Here is a 16,068-nt window from a genome sequence, read left to right on the forward strand (position 1 = left end):
AGGTCACTTCAATGTCCAAGCATGCATCCTCTGCTGCCGCTGTTCAGAGCTCCGATTCGGCTTCGAAAAGCCGCAGCGACAAGGGAAGTCGCTATTTTCAACTGATGTTGCTGGTGCTGGCCGCCGGTGCGATCTATCCGATTCTGTACCTGCGCCAGGTCTACCAGACCACCATGCTCGAGGTGTTCCAGATCAACCACAGCGAACTGGGTTATCTGTACTCGATGCTCGGCACGATTTTCCTGCTCAGTTATCTGCCGAGCGGCTGGTTGGCCGACCGTATCGCGCCGCGTTTTCTGATCTTTTTCTCGCTGGTGGCGACCGGCGCGCTGGGACTGTGGTATTCGACCGCGCCGTCTATGACCGGGCTGATGATCATCTTCGGTTGCTGGGGGCTGACCACTGGCCTGACGTTCTGGGCCTCGGTGCTCAAGCGCGTGAAGATGATTGCCCATCACAGCGAGCAGGGCCGGTTCTTCGGCATCCTCGATGGCGGTCGCGGGCTGGTCGAAGCGCTGCTGGCAACCGTTGCGCTGGCGTTGTTCGCCTTCGCCACCGAAACCCGGGGCGAGTCCACTGCCGAAGGCTTCAGGCATGTGGTTTACCTCTACGCCTGCACCTGTATCGCCATCGGTTGCGTGCTGGTGCTGATCAAGGACCCGAAGTCGATGGAAGACACACCGGCAGTGGAGAAGGGCAAGTTCAACCTGCTCGCTGATCTGGCGACGTTGGTGAAAATCCCCGAACTGTGGCTGGTCACCGCGATCGTGTTCTGCGGCTATCACATCTTCTGGGCCACCTACAGTTTCTCGGACTACCTGCAAGGCAGCGGCCTGACCGCCGTCATGGCCGGCACCATCACCACCATCAAACTGTGGATGCGCCCCATTGGCGGCATCGGTGGCGGTTGGCTGGGCGACAAGTTTTCGAACATCTCGGTGCTGATCGTCGCGCTGTTGCTGGCGAGTCTGGCAATCGTCGGCTTGATCGTGTTCCCGGCACTCAACAGCATGGGGCTGCTGATCGCGACCGTGATTTTCATCGGCCTGATGACCTACGCGATTCGCGGACTGTACTGGGCGATCCTCGACAGCTGCAACATTCCGCTGCGCATCACCGGGCTGGCTATCGGCATCGTCTCGGTGGTCGGTTACATGCCGGATGCGTTTATCCCGTTGATCAATGGCTACCTCACTGAACATTTCCCCGGCGCCCTCGGCTACAAGCTGTATTTCGGCTACATCGCCGCAATCGGTCTGATCGGCACTCTGGCTGCCGTGACCCTGCGTGCCCGGATCAATCGCAACGCTTCGAAAAAGACAGGTGCCTGAGATGAAAGTCGTCGCCCTTGAAACCCATATTGTCGCCGTACCGCCACCGCACATCGGCGGCATGTACTGGCTGTTCGTCAAGCTCAAGACCGACGGCGGCATCGAAGGTGTCGGTGAGATCTACGCTGCCACCTTCGGCCCGAACGCCATGCTGCCGATCATCGAAGATGTGTTCGAGCGCTACCTGCTGAATCAGGACCCGCACCACATCGAACGCTTCTTCCGACAGGCCTATTCGAGCGGTTTCACCCAGCGTCCCGACCTGACCATGATGGGTGTGGTCAGCGGCCTGGAAATGGCCTGCTGGGACATCATCGGCAAGGCCGCGAACAAGCCGGTCTACGAACTGCTCGGCGGCAAGGTTCACGAACGCCTGCGTTCCTACACCTACCTGTACCCGCTCAACAGCCGTGGCGAGTACGACTACGACGACCCGGACCTGGCCGCTGAATGCGCCGTCGACAACATGAACAAGGGCTTCACCGCCGTAAAATTCGACCCCGCCGGCCCGTACACCGCGTACTCCGGGCACCAGATCTCGCTGCAGGTGCTGGAACGCTGCGAAACCTTCTGCCGCAAGATCCGCGAAGCGGTGGGCAATCGGTGCGATCTGCTGTTCGGCACTCACGGGCAAATGGTGCCGTCCTCGGCGATTCGCCTGGCCAAACGTCTGGAGAAATACGATCCGCTGTGGTTCGAAGAACCGGTGCCGCCGGGCCAGGAAGACGCGATGGCGCAAGTCGCGGCCAAGACCAGCATTCCGATTGCCACCGGCGAGCGCCTGACCACCAAGTACGAGTTCTTCAAGCTGTTGCAGGCCGGCGGTGCGTCGATTCTGCAGATGAACGTGGGGCGCTGCGGCGGCCTGCTCGAAGGCAAGAAGATCGCCAGCATGGCTGAAGCCTATTACGCGCAAATCGCCCCGCATCTGTACAACGGGCCGATTGGCGCGGCGGCGAGTTTCCAGCTCGCGGCCTGCACGCCGAACTTTCTGATTCAGGAAAGCATCGAGACCTGGGGCGGCTTCCACGCCGAGGTCCTGAAAAAGCCGTTGCAGTGGGAGGACGGCTACATCATCCCGTCCACCGAGCCGGGTCTGGGCGTGGAGCTGAACATGGACGTGGTGCGCAAGCATTCGCCGTACACCGGTGAACGCCTGCACCTGCAAATGGCGCCGACCCCGGCTGACGTCAAAGACACATCGCCGGCCAGGGGCTGACGGGATTTCCCCGCCCGGCAACGGGCGGGTTCGATAAAAAGACTTACGCGGTAACCGTGCATGACATACGACTACATCATCGCTGGCGCAGGCGCCGCTGGCTGCGTGCTGGCCAACCGGCTTTCGGCCTCGGGCCGACACACGGTGCTGCTGCTGGAAGCGGGCGGCAAAGACAGTTCCCTGTGGTTCAAGATCCCGGTCGGCTTCGCCAAAATGTATTACAACCCGACCTTCAACTGGATGTACTACAGCCAGCCGCAGAAGCAATTGGGCAATCGCCGGATCTACGCCCCGCGTGGCAAGGTCCAGGGCGGTTCGGGCTCGATCAACGCGATGATTTACGTGCGTGGTCAGGCTCATGATTTCAACGACTGGGCGGCCAACGGCAACGATGGCTGGGGTTACAAGGATGTGCTGCCGTACTTTCGCAAACTGGAAAATCATCCATCGGGCGACAGCGAGTACCACGGCGGCAGTGGCCCGATCAGCATCACCCCGATGGCCGGCCAGACCCACCCGATCTGCGACGTGTTCCTCAAGGGCTGCGACGAACTCGGTTACCCGCGCAGCGACGATTTCAACGGTCCGCACTTCGAAGGCGCGGGCATCTATGACGTCAACACCCGCAACGGTCAGCGCAGCTCCAGCAGCTTCGCCCATTTGCACCCGGCACTGAGCCGGCCGAATCTGACGGTCGAGCATTACGCCTTGGTCGATCGGGTCTTGTTCGATGAAAGCCAGCAGCGCGCCACCGGTATTTCCATCACCCAGCATGGCGTGGTGCGCACCTTCACGGCGCGCAAGGAAGTGATCCTGTGTGCCGGCGCCGTCGATACGCCGAAGATTCTGCAACTGTCCGGCGTGGCGGATCGTGCCTTGCTGGCGAAGCATCAGATTCCGGTTGTCAAACACCTGCCGGCGGTGGGGCAGAACCTGCAGGATCACTTGTGCGTCAGCTACTACTACAAGGCCAATATCCCGACGCTGAACGATGAACTCAGCTCGCTGTTCGGCCAGTTCAAACTCGGCGTCAAATACCTGTTGACCCGCAAGGGCGCACTGGCGATGAGCGTCAATCAGGCGGGCGGTTTCTTCCGAGGCAACCCGGAGCAGAACCATCCAAACCTGCAGCTGTATTTCAATCCGCTGTCGTACCAGATTCCGAAAAACAACAAGGCCAGCCTCAAGCCCGAACCCTATTCAGGCTTCCTGTTGTGCTTCAACCCATGCCGCCCCACCAGTCGTGGGCACATCACGATTGCCTCGAAAAATCCCCGCGATGCGGCGTTGATCGACCCGAACTACCTGAGCACGCAAAAGGATATCGACGAGGTGATTCAGGGCAGTCGTCTGATGCGCAAAATCATGAGCGCTCCGGCACTCAAGGGCATTACGGTCGATGAAGTGTTGCCCGGGCCGGCAGTGGAAACTGACGAGCAGATGTTGCAGTACTTCCGCGACAACTGCGGCTCGATCTATCACCTGTGCGGCTCCTGCGCGATGGGCGCGGACGAACAGACATCGGTGGTCGACAAGCGCCTCAAGGTGCATGGTCTGGACGGGTTGCGGATCGTCGATGCGTCGATCTTCCCCAACGTCACGTCGGGCAACACCCATGCGGCGGTGCTGATGGTGGCGGAGAAGGGCGCGGATCTGATTCTGCAGGATGCGTAATGCGCGGTGACACTTGATCGCGGGCGTTTTTCCCGCGCGCACTAGGCTTTGAATGCCGGCCCGTTACGGGCCGGCATTGCTGTTTCTGGAGGGTTGTTTTTTTGATGCAAGGAGCGACCGATCATGGATGATCTGGTGAAAGAGGTGATTCCGCTGCTGCAGTATCTGATCCCGGGGTTTGTCTCGACCTGGATTTTCTACACCCTGACGGCGTTCAAGCGGCCGGATACGTTTGTGATTCACGGGATGGTGTTGGGGATCGGGGCGGTTTGTATGTGGGTGGGAGACAAGGGGTTTTCTGTAGGAAAGTGGGATGCCAAGGCTGAGGCGTGCTGGGCATTTTCTGCTTCGTTGCTACTTGGGTTGATCGCTTGTTGTCTGACCACCAATGGCAAATTGCAAAGGTGGTTGCGCAGCAGAAATGTAACGAAACAATCTTCCTGTCCCAGTGAATGGTTCTGCGCTTTCGCTCAATATGACCGATTCGTCACCCTTCATCTGGAGGATGAAAGGCGCGTTCTAGGCTGGCCAGTCGAGTGGCCACCGGAGTCGAACAACGGGCAGTTTTTGATGAGGTTTCCACGCTGGCTCAACGACGATGGCAAATTGGATCCTATTGGCGCCGAATTTTTGCTGATAGATTCCGCGAAGGTTAAATGGGTTGAGTTCAGCCCAATATCAGAGGAGCGATCATGACTGCCAGAGCACCGCAACCCATGCCGAAACATTTGGAACGCCTATTCGTCGGACCTGACGGGAAGTTGCTGGAGCAACCATTGATCAAAGGCCCAAAGGCACCCCCACCGCTGAAGCGTTAGCTAATACAAGGGGCGATTATCCGCCCCGGCTGCCAACTCCCCAGTTCAGGCTCACCCACTCAGAGCGTCTGCACCAACCAATCCCGAAACGCCTTCAACGATGCCAACGATTCATTGCGCGCCGGGTACACCAAATAATAGCTGCGCCGACTGCTGATCGGCTCCCCCAGTTGCAGCAGCTCACCGTTGTGCAATTCATCCTCTACCAGAATTCTCGGCACCAGCCCGATGCCGATATTGGCGCGCACGGCCTGGATCAGGTGCGACGTCATTTCAAAACTCGGGCCCATACGCATGCTGCGATGAGGCAGGGCGTGATGGCTGAACCACTCGGACCACGCCTGGGCATTGCTGCTGACGTTGAGCAGCAGTTGCCCGGCGATATCCTGGTCGGCAGCCAGACGTTCGGTATCGGACAGCTGCGAACTGGCAATCACCACCAGTTCTTCGGTGTGCAGGCGGTGAGCGGTCAGTCCCGGCCAGTCGCCGCCACCAACACAAATCGCCGCGTCGATTTCACTGGTGTCGAAGTCGATGGCTTCGATCCGTGAATGCAGGTGCACGGTCATGCCCGGGTGCGCGGTGTAGAAGTCTTTCAAACGCGGCAGCAGCCATTTCGAACCGAAGGTCGGCAGTGTCGCCAGGCGCAGGCTGTGAATGCCCGAGCCGAACGCCATGGCCTGCAGGGTGGCGCTGCGGATCTGGCCGAGGGCTTCGGACAGTTCGCGTTGATACATGCGCCCGACGTCGGTCAGGATCACCCGCCGGCCTTCACGGCTGAACAGGCGCATGCCGAGCATCTTTTCCAGAATCTGCACCTGACGGCTGACTGCACTCTGGGTCAGCGACAGTTCGTGGGCGGCGCGGGTGTAGCTTTCATGGCGTGCGGCGGCTTCAAACGCCAGCAGCAACGACATCGAGGGAGTGAGGGTTCGCGGATTCATTCGTTTTAGTCATGGATTGCGGGTCGATTTTACGGTTGTCCCGGCATCGCTCTGCAATGAACATAAGGTCTATGAGATGGCGGGAGCGTGACGCAATCATTCGTTGCGCACAACTGTTCACCGCCACACGGCCCGTTTTTGACCGAGATTGCACGCCCGATGATTGCCCAGCTGTCGCCTTCCACCGCGTTGAACACCGATTACCAACAGTTTCTCAAAGCCCTTGAAACCAATGGCTTTCGCGGCGAAATCAGCGCCGACTACGCCAGCCGCGTGGTGCTGGCCACTGACAACTCCATTTATCAGCGTTTGCCGCAAGCGGCGGTATTCCCCCGTGATGCCGACGACGTGGCGCTGCTGGCGCGTCTGATTGCCGAACCGGCTTACCGGACAGTGGTGATTACACCTCGCGGCGGTGGCACCGGTACCAATGGCCAGTCGCTGACTGACGGCATCGTCGTGGATCTGTCACGGCATATGAACCGTATTCTCGAAATCAACGTTGAGCAGCGTTGGGTGCGGGTGCAGGCCGGTGTGGTGAAGGATCAACTCAACGCCGCCCTGAAATCCGCCGGGCTGTTTTTCGCCCCGGAACTGTCGACGTCGAACCGCGCCACTGTGGGCGGCATGATCAACACCGACGCCAGCGGCCAGGGCAGTTGCACCTACGGCAAGACCCGCGACCATGTGCTGGAGTTGCACATGGTTTTGCGCGGTGGCGATCGCTTGCACGGTCGTCCTCTGGAAGAAAGTGAACTGGCAGCGGAATGCGCCCGCGAGGGCCGGGCCGGTGAGGTGTACCGCTGTGCGCGGCAGATCATCGATGAGCAGGGCGAGTTGATCCGGGAAACCTTCCCCGACCTCAATCGCTGCCTGACCGGCTACGACCTGGCGCACCTGCGTGAGGCCGACAACCGTTTCAACCTCAACAGCGTGTTGTGCGGCGCTGAAGGTTCGCTGGGGTTTGTGGTCGAGGCCAAGCTCAACGTGCTGCCGATCCCCAAGCACACGATGCTGGTGAACATCCGCTATAGCGGCTTCATGGATGCCCTGCGTGACGCCCGGGCATTGATGGCGCTCAAACCGCTGTCGATCGAGACCGTGGACTCCAAAGTGCTGTTGCTGGCGATGCAGGACATCGTCTGGCATGGCGTTGCCGAATACTTTCCGCAAAGCGCCGAGCGGCCGACGCTGGGGATCAACCTGGTGGAATTCTGCGGCGACGATCCCGAGGAACTGCAAGGCCGGGTCGAGGCTTTCGTTCAGCATTTGGGCAACGATGCGACAGTCGAGCGATTGGGCCACACGCTGGCCGTTGGACATGCAGCGGTGAACCGCGTTTACGGCATGCGCAAACGCGCGGTGGGGTTGCTCGGCAACGTTGCCGGTGAAGCGCGGCCGCAGCCGTTTGTCGAAGACACCGCGGTACCGCCGCAACACCTGGCCGAGTACATTGCCGAACTGCGTGACCTGCTCGACAGCCATCAATTGCAATACGGCATGTTCGGCCACGTCGATGCCGGCGTGCTGCATGTACGGCCGATTCTCGACATGAAGGATCCGAAACAAGCCGCACTGGTACGACCGGTGTCCGACGGCGTCGCCGCGCTGACCCAGCGCTACGGGGGCCTGCTGTGGGGCGAGCATGGCAAGGGGCTTCGTTCGGAATATGCGCCGGCCTTCTTCGGCGCGTTATACCCGGCGCTGCAAGCCTTGAAGGCGGCGTTCGATCCGTTCAACCAGTTCAATCCGGGCAAGATCGCCACACCGAATATTCCTGGCGCTGCACTACTGAAGATCGACGAAGTGACCCTGCGCGGCGAACTCGATCGGCAAATCGACGAGAAAGTCTGGCAGGACTACGGCGCGGCCATGCACTGCAACGGCAACGGCGCCTGCTACAACTTCGATCCAGACGATGCGATGTGCCCGTCGTGGAAAGCCACTCGCCAGCGTTCGCAGTCGCCAAAAGGCCGGGCTTCGCTGATTCGCGAATGGCTGCGTTTGCAGGGCGAAGCAGGGGTCGATGTGTTGTCCGATGCCAGTCGCCGTCCGCCGTTTTTCAGCACGCTGTTGCAGCGCTGGCGCAACAGCCGTGCCCAGGAGCAAGACTTCTCCCACGAGGTGTACGACGCCATGGCCGGCTGCCTGGCGTGCAAGTCCTGCGCAGGGCAGTGTCCGGTGAAGGTCAACGTACCGGATTTCCGCTCGCGGTTTCTGGAGCTGTACCACACGCGTTATCTGCGACCGGCGCGGGATTATCTGATTGCCTCGCTGGAATACACGATCCCGTACATGGCTCGAATTCCGTTTCTCTACAACGGTTTGATGGGGGCCTCTTTCAGCCGTCGCTGGCTTGAGCGTCTCGGCGGCATGGTCGATGTGCCGCTGCTCAGCCGTTTCGATTTCCATGCGGCCATGCGCCGCTGGCAGGTTCAGCCGGCGTCGGTCGAGGTGCTTTCGGCGCTGACTCAGGCGCAACGCGAGCGCAGCGTGGTGCTGGTACAGGACGCGTTCACCCGGTATTTCGAAGCCCCCTTGCTGGCGGATCTGATCGAGTTGATTTCGCGACTGGGTTATCAGGTTTATCTGGCGCCGTTCAGTGCCAACGGCAAACCGCTGCATGTGCAGGGCTTCCTGCCGGCGTTCAATCGCGCGGCGTTGCGCAATGCCGGTCAACTTCGCGAACTGGCACAGACGGGCGTGCCGCTGGTAGGGCTTGATCCGGCGATGACGCTGGTTTATCGCCAGGAATACCTCAAGGTGCCAGGCATTGCGGATTGCCCTGAAGTGGCGCTGGTGCAGGAGTGGTTGCTGAAGGTCATGCCGCAACGGACGGACTCGCGAGAGGGTGAAAGCTTCCGCCTGCTTGCGCACTGCACCGAGAAAACCAACGCGCCCGCCGCGACCCGGCAATGGGAGCAAGTGTTCGAGCGCGTCGGTCTGAAACTGACGACCCAGGCCACCGGTTGCTGCGGGATGTCCGGCACCTACGGCCACGAAGCCCGCAATCGCGAAACCTCGGCAGTGATTTACGAGCAGTCCTGGGCGAAGCAGATCGAGGCGCCGGTAGAGCAGGGCGAAGCACTGGCGACCGGCTATTCGTGCCGCAGCCAGGTCAAGCGCCAGGCCGACCGGACGGTGCGTCATCCGTTGCAAGTGCTGCTGGAACGACTGCGCTCTGTTTGAGAGCCGTTAGCAACTGAAGCGGATTTTCATGTTATAAGGTAACGCAAATTGTCGGGCTGTTTACCTGCGGCCCGGTCGAACTCTTCATTCGATTGCGAACCCTTCATGACCCTCGCTGTTCCCCGAAACGTCCCGCCGGCGACTGGCCGGCTACTGTCCATTGATGCACTGCGTGGCCTGGTCATTCTGTTCATGTTGCTGGATCACGTGCGCGAAACCTTTCTGCTGCATCGTCAGGTCTCCGATCCGATGGACATCGCCAGCACCGAACCGGCGCTGTTTTTCAGCCGGAGTCTGGCACACCTGTGCGCGCCGGTGTTCGTGTTGCTGACCGGATTGTCGGCGTGGCTGTTCGGGGAAAAACATGACGGCAAGGCTGACGTCAGTGCCTTTCTGTTCAAGCGTGGTCTGTTCCTGGTGGTGCTCGAATTCACCCTGGTGAATTTCGCTTGGACGTTCCAGCTGCCACCGAGCGTGATTTACCTGCAAGTGATCTGGGCCATCGGCCTGAGCATGATTGCGCTGTCGCTGCTGGTCTGGCTGCCACGCTGGCTGCTGTTGACGCTGAGCCTGACGATCATCGCCGGGCACAACCTGCTCGATGGTGTGCATTTCGGAACGGAATCGGCGCTGCATGTGCCGTGGGCAATCCTGCATGACCGGGGCTGGATCGAGGCCGGCGAGAGTCTGCATTTGCGCACCTCGTACCCGTTGCTGCCGTGGATCGGTGTGATCGGTGTGGGTTACGCGTTGGGGCCATGGTTTGCCCGAATGGCCGATGCGGGTGTTCGTCAGCGGCGTTTGCTGATCGCAGGCATCGCCGGGCTGCTCGGTTTTGTGGCGCTGCGGTTGATCAATGGCTACGGCGAAAAACCCTGGTCGATCAATGACAGCAGCCTGCAAACCCTGATGAGCTTTTTCAACATCACCAAATATCCGCCGTCGCTGTTGTTCATCACACTGACGGTGAGCATCGGTCTGCTGCTGTTGCTGGTATTCGAGAGGGCACAGGATCGACGCTGGATTCGCTGGCTGGCGGTGTTCGGTTCGGCGCCGATGTTTTTCTATCTGCTGCATCTGTATGTGTTGAAGGTGTTGTACCTGATCGGTGTGGCGTTGGTCGGGCTCAATCAGGGCAGTTATTTCGGTTTTTCGTCGGTGGTGCCGGTGTGGCTGGCGGCGATGGTGCTGGCGATTGCGCTGCTCCCGGCGGTGCGCTGGTTCTCCGCACTCAAGGCTCGGCGACGTGACATGGCCTGGTTGAAGTATCTGTAAGGAATTAGTCCGGGCTTCCTCACGAACGTGATGTGCATCAACAAAAAAACCGGGCGATGCCCGGTTTTCTCGTATTCAGGACTTAACGGCGATCCAGCCACACCGTCTGGGCATTGCAGAACTCACGTACACCGAAGTGCGACAGTTCACGACCGAAACCGCTTTTCTTGACGCCGCCGAAGGTCACGCGCGGGTCGCTGGCGGAGTACCCGTTGATGAACACGCCACCGGTCTCCAGTTCGCTGGTCAGTTGCTGGGCCAGGGCAACGTTGGCGGTGTAGATCGTGGCGGTCAGGCCGAACTCGCTGTCGTTGGCCAGGGCCACGGCGTGGGCGCAGTCGCGGGCGGTGATGATCGAAGCCACGGGGCCAAACAATTCCTGCTTGAACGAGGTCATGCGGTCGGTGACGTCGGCCAGCACGGTCGGCTCATAGTAGTTGCCTGCGCCCTCGACCTTGGCGCCACCGAGCAGCAGGGTGGCGCCTTCTTCCAGGGTGTCACGCACTTGCTGATCCAGTTCGTCACGCAGGTCGAAACGGGCCATCGGGCCGATGTAGTTATCGGCGGACAACGGGTCGCCCATCTTCAGCTGACGGGTGGCTTCGACGAACTTGCGGGTGAACTCTTCAACCACGCCTTCTTCGATGATCAGACGTTTGGCCGCAGCGCAGACCTGGCCGGAGTTCTGGTAGCGACCGATCACTGCCGCTTGCACGGCTTCGTCGATATCGGCGTCGTTGAGCACGATGAACGGATCGGAGCCGCCCAGTTCCAGCACGCACTTCTTCAGCGCGGCACCGGCCTGGGCGCCGATCGCCATGCCGGCGCGGACGCTGCCGGTCAGGGTCACGGCGGCGATGCGCGGGTCTGCGATAGCCCGGGAAACCCCTTCCGGGGTGACGTTGATCACTTCAAACACACCATCGGCAAATCCCGCGCGCTTGAACGCATCGCGCAGCAGATAAGCGCTGCCCATCACGTTGGGCGCATGCTTGAGCACGTAGGTGTTGCCGGCGATCAGCGCCGGCACGGCACCGCGCAGCACTTGCCAGATCGGGAAGTTCCACGGCATTACGGCAAGGATCGGCCCCAGCGGGCGGTACTCGATCCGCGCCTTGCCGCCCTCGACCAGGGTCGGTTCGGCGTCGAGCATGGCCGGGCCGTGTTCGGCGTACCACTCGCAGAGCTTGGCGCATTTCTCGATTTCGCCACGGGCCTGGGCGATCGGCTTGCCCATCTCCCGGGTGATCATGGTCGCCATGGCTTCGCTGCTGTCGCGCAGAGCACCGGCCAAAGCGGTCAGGGCACGGGAGCGGTCCTGCAGCGGCTTGCGTTTCCACTTGCCGAAACCGAAGGCAGCACGGGTCAGCGCGGCGTCGAGGGCCTCGGCGGATTCAAAGGCGTAGTGGCCGATCTGCTCGCCGGTGGCGGGGTTGATCGAAATGGCGTGGGTCTGGCTGGAAATCGGGCTCATGGCATCGTCCTGCGAGTTCATCGGATGCGCTCAGAGTAGGGTGGTGTTCAGTTTCTGGAAACTGAATAATAAAGAGCGTTTCTTTCACGATTGGAGAATGACTGTGGATCTGGTGCAACTGGAAATCTTCAAGGCTGTTGCCGAGCACGGCAGCATCAGCGCCGCGGCGGCACAGATCCATCGCGTGCCATCGAACCTGACGACCCGCATCAAGCAGTTGGAGGAAGATCTCGGCGTCGATCTGTTCATCCGCGAGAAGAGCCGTTTGCGTCTGTCGCCCGCCGGCTGGAGTTTTCTGGAGTACGCACGGCGGATTCTCGATCTGGTGCAGGAAGCCCGCGCCACGGTGGCCGGCGAAGAACCGCAGGGTGCATTCCCGTTGGGATCGCTGGAAAGCACGGCAGCGGTGCGCATTCCCGGCTTGCTGGCGACCTATAACCAGCAACACCCGAAGGTTGATCTGGACCTGTCGACCGGCCCCTCCGGGACGATGATCGACGGGGTGCTTTCCGGGCGTCTGGCGGCGGCGTTCGTCGATGGCCCGGTGTTGCACCCGGCACTGGAAGGCATTCCGGCGTTCGAAGAGGAAATGGTCATCATCTCGCCGCTGCACCACAGGCCGATCCAGCGCGCCGCGGATGTGAACGGCGAGAATATCTACGCGTTCCGCTCGAACTGTTCCTATCGCCATCACTTCGAAAAATGGTTCAGCACCGACGCTGCGGTTCCCGGCAAGATCTTCGAAATGGAGTCCTATCACGGCATGCTCGCCTGCGTCAGCGCCGGCGCCGGTCTGGCGCTGATGCCACGCAGCATGCTGCAGAGCATGCCCGGTTGCGCGACGGTGAGTGTCTGGCCGCTGGCGGCGGATTTTCGCTATCTGACGACGTGGCTGGTGTGGCGACGGGGCACGGTGTCGCGCAGTTTGAGCATGTTCGTTCGGTTGCTGGAAGAACGTGGCGTGGTACGCGCAGAAGAAGTTTGACACGTTGTGTCATGGCTGTATCTTGGGTGTCCCGTTTCGCAATATAAAAAACTATACAGCGCAAGCGATGCGCGATCAGCCAGAAGGAATCAGCGATGACCACAGCCCTGAGCGGTAAAGAAGCAGTAGGTGAGCGTTTTGTGCTGGAGACCATGCGCCACGCCCAACAGTTGACCTGGAAGGCCGTGGACGAGATCGCCAAAGTGATCAAGCCCGGCATGCGCGAATCCGAAGCCCATGCACGAGGCAAAGAGATTCTCGTCGAACTGGGCATGGACCGGATCTGGCATCCGCTGCTGATCCGCTTCGGCGCCAATACGCTGAAGACTTTCAAGGAGCGCTCCGAAGGCGATCCGATGCTGGGCGAGGAAGACATTTTCTTCATCGACATGGGCGTGGTCTGGGAAGGCCATGAAGGCGATGCCGGGGCGACGTTCGTCACTGGCTCCGATCCGCAAATGATTGCCTGTGCGGCAGCTTCCAAGGAACTCTTCGACAAGGTTGAAGCCTTCTGGCGCCAGGGCGTAACCGGGGTCGAACTGTATCGCTACGCCAGCGATCAGGCCGAGGCCATGGGCTGGAAGTTGAACCTGGACATCAAGGGCCATCGGGTCAGCGATTTTCCTCACGCGATTTATCGTGGCGGCAATCTCGGGGACTTCGATCAGGCGCCGAATGCCGGTGTGTGGATTCTGGAAATCCAGATCGAACACCCTGAGCTTCCGTATGGCGCGTTTTATGAAGACCTGTTGATCTGATTCACGGGCACAGGACTGCAGGCGGCGCTATGAAGCGCTGATGTCCTCGTTAAAAATGCCAATCAAGGCGTGCCGTTGCGCCCGTGCAAGCGGTAGCCGGGGCGCAGGTTCAAGCGCTCGTAATAAGCGCTCACCGCCGGCAGGTGCGGATGCTCCAGCGGCGTCTCGAACCAGCGATTGACCGACAGGCCAATAGGAATGTCGGCGAGGGAAAACTGCTCGCCGCTGACGTAGGCTCCGGTCTTTTGCAGCTGTCGGTCGAGGATCTCCATGTGCCTTGCCCACTCCCGGCAACCGGCTGCAAGTGCGGCGCTGTCCTGGTGGGCAGGTGATTTGCGTACCAGCGACATGAACGCGTAGGACCAGGATTTGTTCAGTTCCGAAGCCTGCCAGTCGATCCATTGATCCACCCGCGCGCGGGCGCGTGCCTCGCTCGGGTAAAGGTGTGCGCCCTGGTATCGGGACGCCAGATAGCGAATGATCGAGTTCGATTCCCACAGCGTGAAATCATCGTCCTGAATGACCGGCACCATCGCGCAGGGATTGAGTGCGAGGAACGCCGGCGTCGACGTCGATTGAAAACTGCTGCCCCAATCCTCGCGATCGAAGCAAAGGTTCAGTTCGGCACAGGTCCACAGCACTTTGCGCACATTGATCGATGAAGCTTTGCCCAGAATTCGCAGCATTGGATTTTCATCTCCGGTTGTCGTCGGGCGTAAAGAAATAGCACAACGCAAAGCAGAAGGCCCGCACGGGGCGGGCCTTGTTTGTTCAGCTCGCTGACTTCAGAGACTGCCCGCCAGCTTCCCGGTCATCAAGCGCCGGCGATAAGCACTGTCACGACTGGCCAGCCAGAAATACAGCGGCGACGTCACCAGCAACCCCACCAGCCAGGAAAGGTCCGCGCCGTTGATGTGCGCCGACACCGGGCCGACATACAGTGGCGTGTTCATGAACGGAATCTGCACCACGATGCCGATCGCATACGCCAGCAAGGCTTGCGGGTTGTAGCGGCCATAGATGCCGCCGTCGACCTTGAAGATCGAGTCGATGTCGTACTGACCTTTATGGATGGCGTAGAAGTCGATCAGGTTGATCGCCGTCCACGGCACCAGCACGACCAGCAGCACCAGCACCATGTCGACGAAGTGGCCGATGAAGTCCGACGACGCACCCACGGCCGTGAAGCAGCAGGCCAGCAGAACGATCAGCGAAATCACCGCACGGCTCTTCGCGGTCGGAATCCAGCGGTAAGCAAAGGTCTGCACCAGGGTAATCAGCGACAGCACCGCGCCGTACAAGTTGAGGGCGTTGTGGCTGATCACGCTGAGCAGAAACAGCACCAGCATCAACGGGCCGATGGCGCCGGTGGCGAGTTTCACGGCGTCCATGGTGTCCATTCCCACCGGTGTGGCCAGTACGGCGACCGCACCGAAGATGAATGACAGGCTGGAGCCCAGCGCGGAACCGAGGTAAGTGGTCCAGAATGTCGCAGCCACCGGTACATTCGCCGGCAGATAGCGCGAGTAGTCCGACACGTACGGCGCAAACGCGATCTGCCACAACGCTGCCAGCGATACGGTGGCAAGCCAGCCCGAGAGATTGAAACTGCCACGGGTGAGGAAGTCAGCCGTCTGCACATGCGTCAGGATGTAGCCGAAGCCGATCACGATGCCGATTCCCAGCACCCAGGTGCCGATGCGATTGAGCACATGGATGAACCGGTAACCGATGATCCCGATGATTCCCGACCCCAGCGCACCGATGACGATACCTACCGGCACCGGCACGCTGTCGACCACGCCATGCAGGGACTTGCCGGCCAGCACGATGTTGGAGGCAAAAAAACCGATGTACATGACGCCGGCAATCAACACCACCAGCAGTGCACCGAGGGAGCCGAATTGCGCGCGGCTCTGGATCATCTGCGGAATGCCCATCTGCGGGCCCTGCGCCGAGTGCAGCGCCATCAGCACACCGCCGACCAGATGGCCGACCAGAATGGCGACGATGCCCCACACCAGATTCAGGTGAAACAGCTGTACACCGAGGGCGCCGGTGACGATGGGCAACGGCGCGATGTTGCCGCCGAACCAGAGGGTGAACAGATCCCGAACCTTTCCGTGGCGATCTTCGGGCGGCACATAGCCGATCGTGTGTTTCTCAATGAGCGGTGCGGACGTTGTTGCAGAGGTGGCCATGACGAACTCCAAGGCAAGGACGAGTACGTGGACGTACTTCAGTGAGCGCCGGCACGGACGGCGCATTTCTTGTTGGGGTTGATCATGGGCAATGCCCGGAGAGAGATAAATTAGTTGTTTTGTTGCTTCAGGCGTTAAAAAAACGAGGCTCTGCGGTCAGGTGAAAACGCTCTGTTTCGGGTGTTTCAGCGCCATGAACG

General features: G+C 60.4%; 12 protein-coding genes. 8 read left to right on the plus strand and 4 right to left on the minus strand.

Annotation, left to right across the window (positions count from 1 at the left end; all coding sequences use genetic code 11):
• Positions 1-11: 11 nt before the first annotated feature.
• The 4 genes from ACK6BI_RS09035 (at position 12) to ACK6BI_RS09050 (ending at position 4,920) form a co-directional block, all read left to right on the plus strand.
• Positions 12-1,331 (plus strand): MFS transporter, encoded by a 1,320-nt coding sequence (locus ACK6BI_RS09035; RefSeq protein ID WP_409316797.1) that lies wholly within the window; start codon positions 12-14, stop codon positions 1,329-1,331.
• Between the two features lies 1 nt (position 1,332).
• The gene (locus ACK6BI_RS09040; RefSeq protein WP_409316798.1) at positions 1,333-2,550 is read left to right on the plus strand and encodes a mandelate racemase/muconate lactonizing enzyme family protein; all 1,218 of its coding nucleotides are present in this window, start codon (positions 1,333-1,335) and stop codon (positions 2,548-2,550) included.
• A 60-nt stretch (positions 2,551-2,610) separates the two neighbouring features.
• On the plus strand, positions 2,611-4,224 hold the full coding sequence (locus tag ACK6BI_RS09045; protein ID WP_409316799.1) for a GMC family oxidoreductase: 1,614 nt from the start codon (positions 2,611-2,613) through the stop codon (positions 4,222-4,224).
• Positions 4,225-4,347: 123 nt separating this feature from the next.
• On the plus strand, positions 4,348-4,920 hold the full coding sequence (locus tag ACK6BI_RS09050; RefSeq protein ID WP_409316800.1) for a DUF6338 family protein: 573 nt from the start codon (positions 4,348-4,350) through the stop codon (positions 4,918-4,920).
• 181 nt (positions 4,921-5,101) lie between these two features.
• Here the strand turns inward: ACK6BI_RS09050 and ACK6BI_RS09055 are convergent, their stop codons facing one another.
• The gene (locus ACK6BI_RS09055; protein WP_409316801.1) at positions 5,102-5,986 is read right to left on the minus strand and encodes a LysR substrate-binding domain-containing protein; all 885 of its coding nucleotides are present in this window, start codon (positions 5,984-5,986) and stop codon (positions 5,102-5,104) included.
• 159 nt (positions 5,987-6,145) lie between these two features.
• Between ACK6BI_RS09055 and ACK6BI_RS09060 the strand changes: the two genes are divergently transcribed.
• Both ACK6BI_RS09060 and ACK6BI_RS09065 read left to right on the plus strand, forming a co-directional pair.
• A complete protein-coding gene (locus ACK6BI_RS09060; protein ID WP_409316885.1) occupies positions 6,146-9,175 on the plus strand; it encodes an FAD-binding and (Fe-S)-binding domain-containing protein in 3,030 nt (1,009 codons plus the stop codon).
• Between the two features lie 105 nt (positions 9,176-9,280).
• Entirely contained in the window at positions 9,281-10,450 is a 1,170-nt protein-coding gene (locus ACK6BI_RS09065; RefSeq protein ID WP_409316802.1) for a DUF1624 domain-containing protein, read from the plus strand.
• An 82-nt stretch (positions 10,451-10,532) separates the two neighbouring features.
• Here ACK6BI_RS09065 and ACK6BI_RS09070 read toward each other — a convergent pair whose 3' ends face one another.
• A complete protein-coding gene (locus tag ACK6BI_RS09070; RefSeq protein ID WP_409316803.1) occupies positions 10,533-11,924 on the minus strand; it encodes an aldehyde dehydrogenase family protein in 1,392 nt (463 codons plus the stop codon).
• 103 nt (positions 11,925-12,027) lie between these two features.
• Between ACK6BI_RS09070 and ptrR the strand changes: the two genes are divergently transcribed.
• Positions 12,028-12,909 carry a putrescine utilization regulator PtrR gene (ptrR, locus tag ACK6BI_RS09075; protein ID WP_409316886.1) on the plus strand — a complete coding sequence of 294 codons (882 nt, stop codon included), beginning with the start codon at positions 12,028-12,030 and terminating at the stop codon, positions 12,907-12,909.
• A 95-nt stretch (positions 12,910-13,004) separates the two neighbouring features.
• Positions 13,005-13,667 carry a M24 family metallopeptidase gene (locus ACK6BI_RS09080; protein ID WP_409316804.1) on the plus strand — a complete coding sequence of 221 codons (663 nt, stop codon included), beginning with the start codon at positions 13,005-13,007 and terminating at the stop codon, positions 13,665-13,667.
• Positions 13,668-13,729: 62 nt separating this feature from the next.
• Here the strand turns inward: ACK6BI_RS09080 and ACK6BI_RS09085 are convergent, their stop codons facing one another.
• Both ACK6BI_RS09085 and ACK6BI_RS09090 read right to left on the minus strand, forming a co-directional pair.
• Complete coding sequence (locus ACK6BI_RS09085; protein ID WP_409316805.1) at positions 13,730-14,353, minus strand: glutathione S-transferase family protein; 624 nt, start codon at positions 14,351-14,353, stop codon at positions 13,730-13,732.
• Positions 14,354-14,452: 99 nt separating this feature from the next.
• Positions 14,453-15,868 (minus strand): cytosine permease, encoded by a 1,416-nt coding sequence (locus tag ACK6BI_RS09090; protein WP_065259803.1) that lies wholly within the window; start codon positions 15,866-15,868, stop codon positions 14,453-14,455.
• Between the last annotated feature and the right edge of the window lie 200 nt (positions 15,869-16,068).

The organism is Pseudomonas sp. KCJK9016 (assembly GCF_046231795.1).
Lineage (GTDB): Bacteria > Pseudomonadota > Gammaproteobacteria > Pseudomonadales > Pseudomonadaceae > Aquipseudomonas > Aquipseudomonas bananamidigenes.

Coding starts and splice junctions, on each gene's coding strand:
- ACK6BI_RS09080 (WP_409316804.1), top strand. CDS start 13,005: ATGACCACAGCCCTGAGCGGTAAAGAAGCAGTAGGTGAGCGTTTTGTG.
- ACK6BI_RS09070 (WP_409316803.1), bottom strand. CDS start 11,924: ATGAGCCCGATTTCCAGCCAGACCCACGCCATTTCGATCAACCCCGCC.
- ACK6BI_RS09040 (WP_409316798.1), top strand. CDS start 1,333: ATGAAAGTCGTCGCCCTTGAAACCCATATTGTCGCCGTACCGCCACCG.
- ACK6BI_RS09055 (WP_409316801.1), bottom strand. CDS start 5,986: ATGAATCCGCGAACCCTCACTCCCTCGATGTCGTTGCTGCTGGCGTTT.
- ACK6BI_RS09090 (WP_065259803.1), bottom strand. CDS start 15,868: ATGGCCACCTCTGCAACAACGTCCGCACCGCTCATTGAGAAACACACG.
- ACK6BI_RS09050 (WP_409316800.1), top strand. CDS start 4,348: ATGGATGATCTGGTGAAAGAGGTGATTCCGCTGCTGCAGTATCTGATC.
- ACK6BI_RS09035 (WP_409316797.1), top strand. CDS start 12: ATGTCCAAGCATGCATCCTCTGCTGCCGCTGTTCAGAGCTCCGATTCG.
- ACK6BI_RS09065 (WP_409316802.1), top strand. CDS start 9,281: ATGACCCTCGCTGTTCCCCGAAACGTCCCGCCGGCGACTGGCCGGCTA.
- ACK6BI_RS09060 (WP_409316885.1), top strand. CDS start 6,146: ATGATTGCCCAGCTGTCGCCTTCCACCGCGTTGAACACCGATTACCAA.
- ACK6BI_RS09085 (WP_409316805.1), bottom strand. CDS start 14,353: ATGCTGCGAATTCTGGGCAAAGCTTCATCGATCAATGTGCGCAAAGTG.
- ACK6BI_RS09045 (WP_409316799.1), top strand. CDS start 2,611: ATGACATACGACTACATCATCGCTGGCGCAGGCGCCGCTGGCTGCGTG.